Here is a 14,687-nt window from a genome sequence, read left to right as displayed (position 1 = left end):
TCAGCGGTCCGAGGTGCCGGGCGGCAAGGGTGGGTCCCTCGCTTCCCGGATCCATCGCCACAACGTCGCCCGGCTGATGCCTAGCTGCTGAGCCGCCTGCTGCCGATTGCCGCCGCATGCGGCCAGCACCTCCAGCACCCGTTCGCGAGACGCGGCGTTGGGGCCGGAGCCGCCGGCATCCAGGCCAAAGAGCTCGGGGCAGTCATGGCGCAGTTGGTCGAACGCGATCGCGTCGACGCGCGGCCACTGCGAGAAGAACACCGCCATCCGCTCGCACAGGTTCTCCAGCTCGCGCACGTTGCCCGGCCAGCGATAGGCGAGCAGCCGCTCGCGCAACGGCGCAAGCAGGGCCTTCGCGTCGAGGCCGCTGTCGAGCCGGTCCAGGCTGCGCCGCAGCAGCACGGCAGCCAGCGCTTCGATGTCCTGCTGCCGCTCCCGCAGCGGCGGCAGGCTCAATTGCAGCGTGTTGATGCGGTAGTAGAGGTCCTGCCGGAATTGCTTCGCCGCGATCCGCTCCGGCAACGGCTGGTGGGTTGCCGCGATGATGCGCACGTCGACGGGAATGGGCACGCCGCCGCCCAGGCGCACGATCTCTCGCTCCTGCAGCACGCGCAGCAGCCGCGTCTGCAGCGGAACCGGCATGTCGCCGATCTCGTCGAGGAACAGCGTGCCGGTGTGAGCGGCTTCGAACAGGCCGCGCTTGCCGCCGCGGCGCGACCCGGTGAACGCGCCTTCCTCATAGCCGAACAGCTCGCTCTCGAGCAGCGACTCGGGAAACGCCGCGCAGTTGACCGCGACGAAAGGCTTGTTCGCGCGCTTGCTGTCGTTATGGATGGCCTGGGCGAACAGCTCCTTGCCGACGCCGCTCTCCCCGGAGATCAGCACCGTCAGGTCGGTCCTGGCGAAGCGTTTGGCTGTCTGACAGGCGCGCAGGAAGGCCGGGCTGGTCCCGATCAGATTGTCGAAGCGATGGCGCGCCGTGGGCTGATGGCGTCGCTGCTGGCTGCGCAGGCTGGCGTCGGCATCCTGGATATTGCGGGCGTCGTACAGCGTCAGCGCGGCGCCCACCGTATCGCCGTGCTCGCGAATCGGCGTGCGGTTCGCAATCCAGTCGCGCTGGGCGTAGCGAAGCACGCTGCCGCGCTCCTGCAGGCCGCTGTCCAGCGTGGCCTGCAGCGACAGCGCCGGCTCGATGTCGTCCAGATGCTGGCCCAGCAGGCGGGCGCGCACGCGCCCGAGCAAGGTCTCCATCGGCGGATTGACGGCGATCACCCGATTGTCGCGATTGACGGCCAGCACCGCCTCCTGCAGGTTGTGCAGCACGCCGTTCAGCTGCTCGTAGCGGCCGGCCTCGAGCCGCGCGACACGTGCCAGCTCGATCGCGTCCTCGATACCCTGGCGCACCGCGCCGAGCGAGTAGGCGAGCCGTCCTTGCAGACCGTACTGCTCGGCCAACTCGACCACGATGCTGGAGCCGACCACCACTTCGTAGCCGTCGCGGGCCAGCAGTTCGAAGCACTGCCTGGCTTCGTCCGGCGTGCGGTAGGCGTATTGGGCGACCTCGATCTTCAGCAGATCACGCACCGCATCGAGCTCGGGGATGCAGGTGCCGTACATCACCACGCCGACCTTGGACGAGATGCGCCGCGCATTGAGCAGCGCCAGCAGGATGTCGAAGCCGGACAGCTTGATGGTGGCTACCGGCGCCGCCACCGCATTGCGCAGGATGGTGGCGTTGGCGCCGGCGCTGATCAGCGCGTCGGTCGAGCCATCGCGAATGCGCTCGCGTGCGGCATCGAGGGCCGCCTCGAACGACGCGTTGACCACCTCGATGTCGGCCCGGTCCGCGTATTCGTCCAGCACCGTCATTGCGAAGCGGCTCAGGTGCTTGTAGCTGATGAAGCAAAGCCGCGGCCTGATGCCGCGGTCGTTCGGGGTGTTACGCATGGTCTCCTCGCCGGCAATCTTCGCGCCTCGGACGGATCGGGGTCGTCGTTACGCGAGGTCGCCGTGTTTCATCGACGTTTCATCAGTGTTTCATGAAACGCCGAAACGCGAGTAGCAAAAATGGATTTCGTCGAAGAATCAATACGTTAGGGTCCGTTGCAACGATGGCATAGCGCTTGCGGAACAGGCCTCACGCTACTGACGGAGGAAAGAATGCAGGCGCTCAGCCATATCACCGTGCTGGATTTGACCCATATGCTGTCGGGCCCGTACGGCACGATGCTGCTGGCCGATCTCGGCGCGCGCACCATCAAGGTGGAGCCGCCCGGCGCGGGAGAGGGGACGCGGCGGCTGCTGGCTGACAGCGAGGACTATGCGCGCGACGGCATGGGGGCCTATTTCCTGACGTTGAACCGCAACAAGGAAAGCGTCTGCATCGACCTGAAGGCCGACGCCGGCCGCGCGGTGTTTCTCGATCTGGTCCGCCATGCCGACGTGGTGTTCGACAACTTCAGCGCCGGCGTCACCGAGCGGCTGGGCATCGATCATGCGGCGCTGTCGCAAGTCAACCCCCGCATCGTGACCTGCTCGGTGACGGGCTTCGGCCAGACCGGCCCGGATCGGCAGCAGCCGGCCTTCGATCAGGTCGTGCAGGCGATGGGCGGCGGCATGTCGATCACTGGCATGGCCGACGGGCCGCCGGTACGCAGCGGCATTCCGATCGGCGACCTCGGCGGCGGCGTGTTCGGCGCGATCGGCGTGCTGGCGGCGCTGGCCGAGCGGGAGCGCAGCGGCGTCGGGCAGCACGTCGACATCTCGATGCTCGACGCGCAGATCTCGCTGCTGAACTACATGGCGACGATGCATCTGATGTCGGGCATCGTGCCGGAGCGGATCGGCAACAGCCATTTCGTGCACGTGCCGTACAACACCTATCCCACTCGCGACGGCCACATCATCATCGCCTGCATCGGTGACGCGTTCTTCGAGCGCTTCCTCAGCGTGATCGATCATCCCGAGCTGCGCCGCCCGGAATATCTGCGTCAGCCGGGCCGTTATGCCGACAAGGACCGCATCGACGCGATCATTGGCGAGGTGCTGCGCACCGAATCGTCGGCCTGGTGGCTCGACCGGCTGCGCCAGGCGCGCATTCCCTGCGGCCCGGTCAACGACTTCGCGCACGCGTTGCGCGAACCGCAGGTGCTCGGGCGCGACATGGTGGTCGGGGTCGAGCTGAAGACCGGCGAGACGGTGCGCATGCCGGGCAATCCGGTCAAGCTGTCGCGCGCCGCCGCGCCGACGTACAGCTGTCCGCCTGCGGTTGGCGAACACACCGAGGCCGTGCTGCGCGATCTGCTCGGCTATGACGTCGAACGGCTGCGCCTCCTGCGCGCGGCCGGTGCGGTTGCGTGACGGAGGTGAGCACGATGCAACGGGAAACGATCGTCATCACGGATGTCGCGCCCCGCGATGGACTGCAGAACCAGGCCGCCGCGATTTCGACCGAGGGGAAGCTGGAGCTGGTCCGCCGCCTTGCCGCGGCCGGTGTGCGCAGCGTGGAGGCGACCAGCTTCGTCTCGCCCCGCGCGGTACCGCAGATGGCCGACGCCGCCGACGTGGTGGCGCGCCTGCGCGCCGAGCTGCCCGATCTGCGCCTGTCGACGCTGGTGCCGAACCGGAAGGGATTGGAACGCGCCCATGCCGCCGGCGCGCCGGAGATCGCGGTGGTGCTGTCGGCGACGGAGACCATGAACCTGCGCAACATCAATATGGACCTGGACCAGGCCACGGCCGTCAGCGAAGAGACGCTGGCCCACGCCTGCCAGTTGGGCCTGCGCACGCGGGCCTATGTCGCGGTTGCGTTTACCTGCCCGTTCGAGGGAGACGTGCCGCTGTCCACCGTCGTTCGGCTGGCGCAGCGGATGCGCGAGGCCGGCGCGGAAGAGATCGTCATCGCGGACACCATCGGTGCCGCCGCGCCCGCGCAGATCAAGGCGCGCTTTGCGGCGCTGTCCGAAGTCATCGAACTCGATCGGCTCGCGGTTCATCTGCACGATACGCGCGGCCTCGGCGCCGCGAATGCATGGGCCGCATTGGAAGCGGGCGTGCGGCGCTTCGACGCCAGCGCCGGCGGCATCGGCGGCTGCCCGTTTGCGCCCGGCGCCGCCGGGAATCTGGCCACCGAGGACCTGGTGCTGATGGCCGAGCAGAGCGGCTTTGCCACTGGTATCGCGCTCGAAGGCCTGCTCGATGCGGTCGACTATGCGGAATCCTTGCTGCGGCGTCCGCTGGGTGGGCGATCCAGCGCGTGGCTGCGGCGTCGGTACCGCGCTGTATCGGCGACGTGATTGCGTCGTCCGGGATGGGCATACAAGCACAACGACCCAAGCACAACGAACGCAATACGCAACAACACAAACAACAAACACAACAGGAGACAACCGATGCTGAACCATCGCTGGATGCGCGCGGCCGTGATGAGCCTTGCCTGCCTGGCCGCTGCCATGCCGTGGAGCCACGCCGCCGCCAAATGGCCCGACAAACCGGTCACGCTGATCGTGCCCTATGCGCCGGGCGGCGGCACCGATATCGTCAGCCGGCTGGTCGCGCAAAAGCTGTCGGAGCGCTGGGGGCAGTCGGTGGTGGTCGAGAACCGCCCCGGCGCCAACGGCGTGATCGGCACCGGTCACGTCGCCAAGTCGGCACCGGATGGCCACACCTTGCTGATGGTGGTCGGCTCCCACGCGATCAATCCGGTGCTGATGAAGAGCCTGCCCTATGACACCGCCAAGGGTTTCACGCCGATCACGCGCCTGGCCGTCTCGCCGATGGTGCTGGTGGTTGCCAAGTCGAGTCCGTACAAGACGCTGAACGATCTGGTGGAGGCCGCGCGCAAGCAGCCGCTGGGCGTGGGCTATTCGGAGGGGCAGACGCGGCTGACGGGCGAGCTGCTGCGCCAGGTCGGCAAGCTGCAGACGATCCCGGTGTCGTACAAGGGCGGCGCGCAGATCATGGTCGACATCATCGGCGGCCATCTGGCATCGGGCTTTACCAGCGTGCTGACCGCCTTGCCGCACGTCAACGGCGGCAATCTGCGCGTGATCGGCGTGGCGGCGGACGAGCGCATGCCGATCTTCCCCGATGCGATGACGTTCAAGGAGGCCGGCCTGGACGGCGTGCAGTCGCTGAACTGGTATGGCCTGTTCGGGCCAGCCGGCATGCCCGCGGCCACGGTTGAACAGATCCACCGCGACCTGCGCGAGGTCACCGCCGATCCTGCGGTGGCCAAACAGATGCGGGACCAGGGCGCGGCGATCGTGCTGACGCCGCCGGACGCGTTCCGCGCGTTTATCGGCAGCGAAACGCAGAAGTGGGCCGAGGTCGCGCGCCGCGGCGGCATTCGGCCGGAGTAGCGCGGCGCGAGCGGAGTAGTAGGGCGCGGGCGCAAGGGTCCGCGCGATAACGAGCAGGAGGAGACAAGATGCAACGCCGAAGACTGATTCAGGCGCTGGGGACAGCCATGGTGGCGCTCGCCCTGGTGCCGGGTTTCAATGCCTTCGCGCAGGACTATCCGGCGCGGCCGATCCGCTTGATCGTGCCGTTCGCCCCCGGCGGGGTCTCGGATACCAGCGCACGCGTGATCGCCGACAAGCTGGGCCAGCGGCTCGGCCAGCAGGTCGTGGTCGACAACCGTCCGGGCGCCTCGGGCAACATCGGCACCGCGATGGCCGCGCAGGCCGCGCCGGACGGCTATACGCTGTTGCTCGGTTTCGACGGCACGATGGTGATCAATCCGCATGTGTTCGCCAAGGTCCCGTTCGACACGATGAAGGACTTCGTGCCGATCAGCAAGATTGGTGACGCCGCGTTGATCCTGATCACCCATCCGTCGGTGCCGGCGAAGAATCTGAGCGAACTGGTCGCGTACTCGCGAACCACCTCGGCGGGCCTGTCCTATGGCAGCGCCGGCACTGGCAGCACGCCGCATCTGGCCGGCGAACTGCTGAAGGCGCGCACCGGGCTGAACATGGTCCATGTGCCCTACAAGGGCGGCGGACAGGCCATGGGCGATCTAGTCGGCGGCACGCTGCCGGTGCTGTTTACCGCGGTGGCGGGCGCTCAGCAATACGTGAAGAACGGCAAGGCCAACGCGATCGCGGTCTCCGCCGCGAAGCGCGTGCCGTCGCTGCCCGACGTGCCGACGCTGGCGGAGTCGGGCGTGCCCGGCTTTGTCAGCGACTCCTGGGTGGGCCTGCTGGCGCCGGCCAATACGCCGAAGGAGATCGTCGACAAGCTGGCGCGCGAGCTCAATGCGGTGGTCAACATGCCGGACACCCGGGAGCGTTTGGCGACGCTCGGGATCGTGCCGTCCGGCAATACCTCGGAGGCGTTCGCCAGCGAGATCCAGAACGATCTGAAGAAATACAGCGAGATCGTCAAGACCGCGAAAATTCGCGTGCAGTGAGGTCGTCGGCGTCGGCAAAACGATCGGTGGCCGCAATCAGCCGATCAAGGATGCCCGGCTCGGTCCACGCATGGCCGGCGCCCTCGACCAGGTGGAAATCCGCTTGCGGCCAGGCCTGGTGCAGCGCGTAGGCGTAGCGCGCCGGGCACGGCATGTCGTAGCGGCCGTGCACGATGACGCCGGGGATGCTGGCCAGCCTGTGCGCGTCGCGCAGCAGCTGGCCTTCTTCCAGCCAGCAGCGGTGCGTGAAGTAGTGGTTTTCCAGCCGCGCAAACGCCAGCGCGAAATGGCCGTCGTCGTGCTTGGCCGCGATCGCCGGATCGGGCAGCAGCGTAATGGTTTCGGCTTCCCACACGCTCCACGCGCGCGCGGCTTCGATCTGCCTGGCCTTGTCGTCGCCGGTCAGCAGCTTGCGGTAGGCCGCCATCATGTTGCCGCGCTCGGCCTCGGGGATCGGCGCCTGGAAGCGTGCCCACTTGTCGGGGAACATCTCGGATACGCCGTATTGGTAATACCAGTCGAGCTCGGCCTGCGACACCGTGTAGACGCCGCGCAGCACCAGTTCGCTGACGCGTTCTGGATGCTTCTGCGCGTAGGCGAGCGCCAGCGTCGAGCCCCACGAGCCTCCGAATACCAGCCAGCGCTCGACGCCGGCCAGCGTGCGCAGCCGTTCGATATCGTCGACGAGATGCCAGGTGGTGTTGGCCTCCAGCCCGGCATGCGGAGTCGAGCGGCCGCAGCCGCGCTGGTCGAACAGCAATACGTCATAGCGTGAGGGATCGAACAGGCGCCGGTGGTCGGGCGAGATGCCGCCGCCTGGCCCGCCGTGCAGGAACACCGCGGGCTTGGCGCCGGGAGTGCCCGCCCGCTCGTAGTAGATGATGTGGCCATCGCCGACATCGAGCGTGCCGGTCTCGTAGGGTTCGATTTCGGGGTAGAGCGTGCGCAGCGCGGGCATGAGTGCGGTCTCCGGTTGGAATACCGCAGTGTGCCGGCGCCGCGCAGCCGCGGCAGGGCGGGGCCGGGCGGGGCAGTCAGGCGGCGGACGGCGCCACGGCAAGCCAGATCAGCAGCACGCCCGCCGCGATCAGCACGACGCCGGAAAGCCGCGCCACCTGCAGGCCGGCCGGCCCTGCCTTTTCCAGCAGCACGAGCAGCGCCAGCGCGGCAACCCAGAGCAGCGCCATCACGCCGGTGACGAACAGCATCGCCATCAGCGCCCAGCAGCAACCGAGGCAAAACGCGCCATGACGGATACCCATCGTCAGCGCGCCGCGCTTGCCGTCGCGCCAGTTTGTCATCAGGAAACCGAGCGGGCTGCGGCAGTGCGCCAGGCAGGCCCGCTTCCATGGCGTCAGCTGGTAGAGGCCCGCGAGGCTGAGGATCGCGCCCCCGGCGACGCGGCTCGATATCGCCATCGCCGGGGACAGCAGCATGGTCTCGTGAAGCCCCCATTGCACCAGCGTGATGGCCGCGCTGAAGCCGACCCAGACGGCCAGATAGCCAAGTCCGAAGCAGACGACGGTTGCCGGCAGCCGTTTGCCCTGCCGCCGGCGTTGCAGCCCGGCGTAGATCAGCATCACCGGCGCGGCGGCCGGCGCCATCATGCCGATCATCATGACGACCCACATCGCGAAGGTGTAGAGCCCGTCCGCTGCGGTCCACGGCATCGCCATGCCCATGCCGGCCATCATTGCTGCGTGGTCGGCGGCCGGCGCCATCGAGCGATGCAGATGAATCAGATAGCCCCACGCCAGCGCGGCGATGACCAGCATGCAACCCCAGACGAGCAGGCGGTCCCGCTGCCGCAGTTCGCTGTAACGACCGGCGTCGAGCAGCGGCACCGCGCCGGCGGGCTCAGGCTCCCTGCCAGGAGAATGGCGCATATTGGCCATTGTTGCGGCCGCTGTCGTCGTCCCAGACCATGCCGAGCGCGTGGACATGGCTGCGGGCGGGGCGTGCCAGCGCGACGCGGTCCGCGGCCGGATGGCCGGTGTTATCGAGGTGGATCGGCTCGCTGGCATTGGGATTGATGCCCATCACGCCTTCGGCCGCCATGTCGACGAGGTTCGGTGCGGTGACCGTCCAGCTTCTGCTGTTGCGATCGAAGCGGATCTGCGCGGACTCCACGCCTTCGAACGTGCCGACCAGCGGGGAGAGCGCCGCCATCGGCCCGCCCGCGGCGCCGCTGGCAATCGCCGTGATCGCATCACGCTGTGACGCATCGGCGCGTTCATCGACGATCAAGCCGACGGACCAGTTTCCTTTGCCCATCTCCTCCGGCGTCGAGCCAAGCACGATAAAACCGAGTCCATCGAGCGGGACCTCACCATAGCGGCCCTGCTCGATCTGGAACCCCATCGCGAAAATGCAGTGGCCCTTGGTGGGGGGTACCGCCAGCTGTCCCGGCAGGCAGGGGCAGATGAAGTCGCAGTTGCAGGTCTCGTAGTACTGACCCTGGATGTTCCAGCTGGGCGTTGCCATGGTTGCCTCCTCGTCTTGCTGCTGCACCGCACCGCGGTATCGCGGTGGATCAGGCGATACGCGGCGTTCCGGTTTCGCGAGAACCGGATCACTCGAATATAGGTGAGCGCGCAGAGGATGCCGGCGAGGCGGGAAAAGTCAGTGTTTTTCGCCGAGACGGGCGAGCGTGGGGAGAGCAGAAGCGCCGATGCCGCCGCGCAAGGCGGCGGCATCGGGTCTTGCAGGCGTCTGGAGATACGCCCGGCGAGCGGAGCTGCGCTTATTCGACCGTCGCGCCGGATTCCTGCACGATGGTCTTCCACTTCCTGTAGTCCGACTGGACCAGGTCGGCGAACTGCTTCTGGGTCATCACCTTCGGCTCGGCGCCTTGTTCGTGGATGGCCTGGATCATGGCCGGCGTGGCGAGCTGCTTGTTGACTTCGGCGGCCAGCTTGTCGACGACCTCTCGCGGCGTCTTGGCCGGCGCGAACAGGCCATACCACGTGCTGACGTCGACCTGCTTGTAGCCGCTCTCTGCCAGGGTCGGCACATCCGGCAGCGACGTGCTGCGCGTGGCCGACGTCACGGCCAGCGCACGCAGCTTGCCGGCCTTGATCTGCGCCATAGCCGACGGCACCGAGGCCACCATCAAGTCGACGTTGCCGGCGATCGCATCCATCATCGCCGCGTTCGAACCCTTGTACGGCACGTGCAGCAGCTTGATGCCCGCGGCCTGGCTGAAGATTTCGGCGGCAAGGTGAATGGTGGTGCCATTGCCGGGCGAGCCGTATTTGATCGAACCAGGCGCGCGCTTGGCGGCGGCAACCACGTCGGCAATGTTCTTGAACGGCGAATTGGCCGGCGCGACGATCATGATCGGGGTATAGGCGACGTGGGTTACCGCCACCAGATCCTTCGTCGGGTCGTACTTGACCGTCTTGTAGAGCCACGGCGCCACGATCAGATTGTCCTTCTGGCCCATCACCAGTTCATAGCCATTGGGCGTCGCCCGTACGGCTTCGGCAATGCCGATGGTGCCGCCGGCGCCCGGACGGTTGTCCGGTACCACGGTCCACTTGGCGCTCTGGGTCAGCTGATTGGCGACGAGGCGGGAGAGGATGTCGGTGCCGCCGCCCGGAGGGAACGGAATCACCAGTCGAATCGGCTTCGAAGGCCAGGCGGGGTCGGCCTGGACCGGGGCGACGGCGGCCATGCCGCAGACCGCCAGAAGGGCGAGCAACGCCTTCTTCATCGTTTGTCTCCTGTTCTGGAATGTCCCGAACCAGTCGTTTTGCTGGCTTGTCGCGGCCGGATGGCGCCGGTCCCGCTGGGCTGGAGCAAGTCTAGAGGGCGGGAGTGGAGCGGGCGAAGTCATATTTTCAGAGACCAGATATGCGTTTTAAAAATAGCGGAGGTTACCACTAACGGGGATCGGGGGCGCAGGAAGGGCCGCGCGGGACGCCGATCCAGGGGGCTGCTGGCGGTATGGACAGGGAACCGGTATCGCGCAGGGGCCGCCGCGGGCAGGCGTTCCTGCGCGCACCCTATAGAGGTCCCCACCTGTTAAATCCGCGGCATTTCAGGCAAGCACCGTAGCCGATTGGCTGGCAACTTATCGGGACGTTGGCCCCCTCCTTAACCTGGATGTCCTTGCCTATGACCCCCTATCTCGACCCACCCGTTGCCGCCCATTCCGTCCGCTATCCCGTTCGCCCTCCCGCGCGCTGTTTGATGACTCATTCGGGCGGGCATGCCATCAGCGGCTATTCGACCCTGCGCCGATTTCCCGATCCCATATGCCACCGCATAGCCGAACCCGGGGATACGGCAGACGGTTACGCACCCGCGAAAGGCCGCGATCACGATGCCTCATACAAGCTGGTGTTCTCCTTTCGCGAAGTCGTACGCGACCTGATACACGGTTTCATCGACGAGTCCTGGCTGCACGCGCTGGACTGGAATTCCCTTGAGCCGGTGCCCGGACACTATGTGTCGGACCGCCTTCGTTACGGCATCAACGATGTGGTTTGGCGTATCGACGTCGCCGGGCAGCAGCAGCCGCTCTACTTTCTGATTGAGTTTCAAAGTCGAATCGATTCCGACATGGCGGCACGCATGCTGGCGTACGTCGGCATGTTCTACCGCGATGCGAGCCGTCGACGCAGTCGTCCAGGTGGCGGCCGGCGCGGTCCACGGTATCCGGCGGTGCTGCCGATCGTGCTCTATAACGGCAACCGACCATGGCATGCGGATACGGAGATTGCGACGATGATTTGCCTACTGCCGCAGTCCATGGCGAGTCACCAGCCGCGCCTGAACTATTACCTGATCGACCGTACCCGCTACACGGATGCAGAACTGGCGGGGATGCGAAATCTGGTGGCAGTGCTGATGCGATTCGAACGGGCCGAGAACATGGAAGCGATGCTCGAACCATTGCGGCTGGCCAGGGAGTTGACGGCACACAACACCGCGCTCGACGAGGCAATGACGGCGTGGTTTGCAGCTCTGACACCGAATGCGTTGCGTTTAACTGAAGTACATAACCTGATGGAGTTGGAAATGGACATGACGGCAAAGTTTTACCGCTGGGCGCGGGAGTATGCGCAGAAGGAGGTCGAGCAGGGGATCGAGAAAGGGATCGAGCAGGGGATCGAGAAGGGGGTTCACATGGGTCACGCCAAAGCTTTGGCAAAGCTCCTGAGGCACCATTTCGGCCCATTGTCTACACATGTCCTCGCCAGGTTGGACGCCGCTTCAACGGAACAGATAGAGGCCTGGCACGACAGAGCCCTGGACGCGAAGTCCCTCGACGACGTATTCCGCCCCTGACGCATGCAATCGGGGGCAGGTCGGACTTGTAAAGCATGACGAGCCGCATGCGGCGTGGACCGGCCCAGCCTCACTGTTACCCGAGGCCGGGCCTCCGGAGCACGAGGCCATTCGTAACGGACGCTCGCGCTATTTGCTATTGCGTGACGCAGCTGAAGCTGTCGGCCACGTTGATGTCACCGCCCCCCTTGTAACGCGGCCAGCTCGGATACGGGCAAAGCGGGCGCGTGCGTCCCGGCACACCGATCGTGTCGGCGACCACCTGCGCGGGCGGTTCGGCGCCTTTCTCCACCCAGTTTTCCAGCGCGGTCAGCGAATCCCAGGCCGCGTTGAACACGGTGCTGGCGGCGTGGCCATAGCCCGGGATTTCATAGTAGCGCATGAACTGCCCGACCCGGTCCGCGCCCATGGTGGTGCGCACGCGCTCGTAGTATTGGGCCGTCGCGCGCGAGCTGACCAGCACGTCGGCATTGCCGTGGGCCATCAGGATCTTGCCGCCCTTGGCGGCGAATGCGCTCAGGTCCGTCTTGTTGATGTCCTGCAGCGCAGTCAGCTCGCTGACGCGAGACTGCCAGGGGCCTGGGTTTTCCGGGTCCAGCGACAGCGAGTTGAAGTTCGGATCGCGCGTGACGAAGAAGCGGACCCACTGGTCCCAGAACACCGCGAAATATGGCGCCGTGGCGGGCATTGGCGTCGCGGGCGGGTCGAGATTGAGCGCGAGCGCGATCACCGTCGCTTGCACGGGCGACGGCCCCGACATGCCAAGGTCCGCTCCCCATACGTTGAAGCCCGGGTACTGCGTCTCGCCGCTGCCCAGCGGATACGCGAACTGGATCGGCGCGTTGTAGACCTTCAGCGCCGCGATCTGCGGATCGGACAGGCAGTTGTCGCCGGTATCGCCGCCGCCCGTGCAGCGCAGCGGGGCGCCGTTCAGCGTCGCCGTCGCCGGATCGAAGGTGGCGTTGCACGCCGCGACATTGCTGATGAGGCCATCCTGCACGCCGTCGAGCGTATCGCAGGCCTGCAGTGAGGCGTCAAAGAGTGCGCGACGTTTGGCGGCGTTGGGATAGGCCCCTGGCTGCGCGAGCGCTCGCGTGATGCGCCCAAACGCCAAATCCAATGTTGCAGCGTTCCACGCGGGATAGAGCACGATGGCACCGTTCCAATCGTCGGGCCAGCGCTGGACCACGGCGAGCGCCTCGCGGCCACCGGTGGAGCCTCCCGCAAAGTAGGCCTTGCGCGGTCCTTCGGTCGCGTAGCGAGCCTTGATCAAGTGCAGCGCTGTGTCGCGGGTCTTCTTCAACGCATCGCTGGCGAAATTGCGCAAGGCCTCGTCATTGACGCCGAACGAGCCATCCCGGCTACCCAGCGCGCCGGCCTGATGGCCGGAGTCGCTGGCGAAGGTGGCATAGCCGCGCCCCAGCGGTGTGGGCTGGTCGGCGGGGCCGGCCGGCACATTGCCTTGCGCCGACGGAATCGTGCCGTTGTAGCCGCCGCCACCGAACATCATGATCTTGTTGTTCCAGTTGGCCGGAAGATTCAACTGGAAGCGAATGTTCGGCGCATTGGGGTCGACCGGCCGGATATGGCCCAACACTCGGCAATACTCGCCGGTAGCCTGCGCGCCGCTGCCAGCCGCCGGTACTACGGTCGCCTCGGTGACCACCGCGCCAGAAGTGGGCAGCCCGATTGCCGTGGCCGGTACTTCGACGTTCGCCAATTCGGCGCAGGACTTGGGCTTGGCGACACTGGGTGGTGGCTTGTGTTCGTGATCGTCGCCGCCGCAGGCGGAGAGGGTCAGGACGATGCCGGCCAGTAGCGCGCCGGAGGTGGCGCGGATCGGATTGTCAGCGTGGCGGGTGCTGCGGCCCTGGTCCGGCGGATTTTCCGTGTTGGTATCTTGCATGCTTTGTCTCCATGTCGATATTCCGCCTTGGCCCTGGACCGGCACTTGGCAAGGCTGTCAGGCCGCGCAAGGGGGCGGCCAATCGACCATAGGAGGCGCAGCGCGATGCGTCAATCACGGAGATGGCTGATGGCCCGCAACGCGGCTGCCATCGATCGTGGGGACAATGCAGGCGGAGAGCGCCGGCCCTCAGAAGTCGACCTTCTGGCCCGGCTCCGGCACGATGACGCGGATCGTCTCCGTGGCGCCCAGCGCCGCGGAGAACTCCGCCGGCGTGCCACGCAGCATCGGGTTGGTCAGGTAGTGGATCGGGATCGCGTATCTGGGCCGGATCATCTCACGGACCGCAATGGCCGCCTCGCGCGGTCCCATGGTGAAATGCCCGCCAATCGGGATCAGCACCAGGTCGGGCTTGTACAGCTCGCCGATCAGCCGCATATCGGCGAACAGGCCGGTATCGCCCATATGCCAGATCCGAAAGCCGTTCTCCAGCTCGATGATGTAGCCCACCGGCTCGCCGCCATAGTGGACCTCGTCCTTGCCCGAATTCGGGTTCTTCCAGATCAGCTCGGACGAGTGTTCGGCATGGACGGCGGTGATCTTCGGGCCGTTCGGGCCGAAGGGCGTCACCGTGCCGCTCTTGCCGAAGCGCTGCGACAGGTTGGCCGGCACCATGCCGAGGCTGACCAGCGTCTGCCCCATTCCCCCGCCGTTGTAGATTGGGGCGTTATGCATCTTGGCCAATGCCGGCGCGTCACCGAGGTGGTCGCCGTGCGCGTGCGTGACGAGGATCAGGTCGACCTTGCCCAGTGCCTGCAGTTGCTTGAAGGGGGCCGGGGTCTTCGGATTCGCCGTGAGCCAGGGGTCGATCACGATCACCTTGCCTCCCGGCGTCGTGATGCGCGTGGCGGCCTGGCCGAGCCATAGGACCTCTGTCTTGCCTGCGGCAGTCTGGCCCACGGCGGCTGGTGCAGGCCCCGGTGTAGAAGCGGTGGGCGCAGTCGGTGCTCGGGCGGCGCATCCAGCGAGCAGCGTCAGCAGGACGGCGAGCAGAAGCGGGCGGGCTTGGGGCAT

At 66.6% G+C, this 14,687-nt stretch carries 12 protein-coding genes; 5 read left to right on the top strand and 7 right to left on the bottom strand.

Features of this window, described 5'->3' with window-relative positions; translation table 11 throughout:
• Window positions 1-1,947, bottom strand: a complete 1,947-nt coding sequence (gene prpR, locus M1D55_RS05065) for a propionate catabolism operon regulatory protein PrpR (protein ID WP_064575193.1) — start codon at window positions 1,945-1,947, stop codon at window positions 1-3.
• A 213-nt stretch (window positions 1,948-2,160) separates the two neighbouring features.
• Between prpR and M1D55_RS05060 the strand changes: the two genes are divergently transcribed.
• The 4 genes from M1D55_RS05060 to M1D55_RS05045 all read left to right on the top strand — a co-directional run bounded on the left by M1D55_RS05060 (window position 2,161) and on the right by M1D55_RS05045 (window position 6,412).
• The gene (locus M1D55_RS05060; RefSeq protein WP_064575195.1) at window positions 2,161-3,360 is read left to right on the top strand and encodes a CaiB/BaiF CoA transferase family protein; all 1,200 of its coding nucleotides are present in this window, start codon (window positions 2,161-2,163) and stop codon (window positions 3,358-3,360) included.
• 14 nt (window positions 3,361-3,374) lie between these two features.
• Entirely contained in the window at window positions 3,375-4,295 is a 921-nt protein-coding gene (locus M1D55_RS05055) for a hydroxymethylglutaryl-CoA lyase (RefSeq protein WP_064575199.1), read from the top strand.
• 96 nt (window positions 4,296-4,391) lie between these two features.
• A complete protein-coding gene (locus tag M1D55_RS05050; RefSeq protein ID WP_064575200.1) occupies window positions 4,392-5,360 on the top strand; it encodes a Bug family tripartite tricarboxylate transporter substrate binding protein in 969 nt (322 codons plus the stop codon).
• Window positions 5,361-5,467: 107 nt separating this feature from the next.
• Complete coding sequence (locus tag M1D55_RS05045; RefSeq protein WP_064575202.1) at window positions 5,468-6,412, top strand: Bug family tripartite tricarboxylate transporter substrate binding protein; 945 nt, start codon at window positions 5,468-5,470, stop codon at window positions 6,410-6,412.
• On the opposite strand, the gene pip is transcribed toward M1D55_RS05045, so the two are convergent.
• From pip to M1D55_RS05025, 4 genes are all read right to left on the bottom strand, one after another.
• The gene (gene pip, locus M1D55_RS05040) at window positions 6,384-7,370 is read right to left on the bottom strand and encodes a prolyl aminopeptidase (RefSeq protein ID WP_456280280.1); all 987 of its coding nucleotides are present in this window, start codon (window positions 7,368-7,370) and stop codon (window positions 6,384-6,386) included. The two genes, M1D55_RS05045 and pip, sit on opposite strands and share 29 nt — an antisense overlap.
• A gap of 76 nt (window positions 7,371-7,446) precedes the next feature.
• The gene (locus M1D55_RS05035) at window positions 7,447-8,298 is read right to left on the bottom strand and encodes a DUF2182 domain-containing protein (RefSeq protein WP_456280279.1); all 852 of its coding nucleotides are present in this window, start codon (window positions 8,296-8,298) and stop codon (window positions 7,447-7,449) included.
• The gene (locus tag M1D55_RS05030) at window positions 8,270-8,896 is read right to left on the bottom strand and encodes a DUF1326 domain-containing protein (RefSeq protein ID WP_006577513.1); all 627 of its coding nucleotides are present in this window, start codon (window positions 8,894-8,896) and stop codon (window positions 8,270-8,272) included. Before M1D55_RS05030 ends, M1D55_RS05035 begins: the two co-directional genes overlap by 29 nt.
• Window positions 8,897-9,155: 259 nt before the next feature.
• Window positions 9,156-10,127 (bottom strand): Bug family tripartite tricarboxylate transporter substrate binding protein, encoded by a 972-nt coding sequence (locus tag M1D55_RS05025; RefSeq protein WP_064575206.1) that lies wholly within the window; start codon window positions 10,125-10,127, stop codon window positions 9,156-9,158.
• Window positions 10,128-10,531: 404 nt separating this feature from the next.
• Here M1D55_RS05025 and M1D55_RS05020 point away from each other — a divergent pair, with 404 nt between their 5' ends.
• A complete protein-coding gene (locus M1D55_RS05020; protein WP_456280278.1) occupies window positions 10,532-11,707 on the top strand; it encodes an Rpn family recombination-promoting nuclease/putative transposase in 1,176 nt (391 codons plus the stop codon).
• Between the two features lie 136 nt (window positions 11,708-11,843).
• Here the strand turns inward: M1D55_RS05020 and M1D55_RS05015 are convergent, their stop codons facing one another.
• Together M1D55_RS05015 and M1D55_RS05010 are read right to left on the bottom strand one after the other, a co-directional pair.
• Window positions 11,844-13,613: a tannase/feruloyl esterase family alpha/beta hydrolase gene (locus M1D55_RS05015; protein ID WP_456281307.1), complete on the bottom strand. Its 1,770-nt coding sequence runs from the start codon at window positions 13,611-13,613 to the stop codon at window positions 11,844-11,846.
• Window positions 13,614-13,802: 189 nt separating this feature from the next.
• Window positions 13,803-14,687 (bottom strand): metal-dependent hydrolase, encoded by an 885-nt coding sequence (locus M1D55_RS05010; RefSeq protein WP_456280277.1) that lies wholly within the window; start codon window positions 14,685-14,687, stop codon window positions 13,803-13,805.

It is taken from the genome of Cupriavidus sp. JZ107, from assembly GCF_053903255.1.
The sequence above is the reverse complement of the archived record's forward strand: the minus strand, read 5'-3'. Positions and strand labels throughout refer to the sequence as shown.

Excerpts from the sequence above, each read along its gene's own strand:
- prpR (WP_064575193.1), bottom strand. The coding sequence starts at position 1,947 with ATGCGTAACACCCCGAACGACCGCGGCATCAGGCCGCGGCTTTGCTTC.
- M1D55_RS05060 (WP_064575195.1), top strand. The coding sequence starts at position 2,161 with ATGCAGGCGCTCAGCCATATCACCGTGCTGGATTTGACCCATATGCTG.
- M1D55_RS05055 (WP_064575199.1), top strand. The coding sequence starts at position 3,375 with ATGCAACGGGAAACGATCGTCATCACGGATGTCGCGCCCCGCGATGGA.
- M1D55_RS05050 (WP_064575200.1), top strand. The coding sequence starts at position 4,392 with ATGCTGAACCATCGCTGGATGCGCGCGGCCGTGATGAGCCTTGCCTGC.
- M1D55_RS05045 (WP_064575202.1), top strand. The coding sequence starts at position 5,468 with ATGGTGGCGCTCGCCCTGGTGCCGGGTTTCAATGCCTTCGCGCAGGAC.
- pip (WP_456280280.1), bottom strand. The coding sequence starts at position 7,370 with ATGCCCGCGCTGCGCACGCTCTACCCCGAAATCGAACCCTACGAGACC.
- M1D55_RS05035 (WP_456280279.1), bottom strand. The coding sequence starts at position 8,298 with ATGCGCCATTCTCCTGGCAGGGAGCCTGAGCCCGCCGGCGCGGTGCCG.
- M1D55_RS05030 (WP_006577513.1), bottom strand. The coding sequence starts at position 8,896 with ATGGCAACGCCCAGCTGGAACATCCAGGGTCAGTACTACGAGACCTGC.
- M1D55_RS05025 (WP_064575206.1), bottom strand. The coding sequence starts at position 10,127 with ATGAAGAAGGCGTTGCTCGCCCTTCTGGCGGTCTGCGGCATGGCCGCC.
- M1D55_RS05020 (WP_456280278.1), top strand. The coding sequence starts at position 10,532 with ATGACCCCCTATCTCGACCCACCCGTTGCCGCCCATTCCGTCCGCTAT.
- M1D55_RS05015 (WP_456281307.1), bottom strand. The coding sequence starts at position 13,613 with ATGCAAGATACCAACACGGAAAATCCGCCGGACCAGGGCCGCAGCACC.
- M1D55_RS05010 (WP_456280277.1), bottom strand. The coding sequence starts at position 14,687 with ATGCCCCAAGCCCGCCCGCTTCTGCTCGCCGTCCTGCTGACGCTGCTC.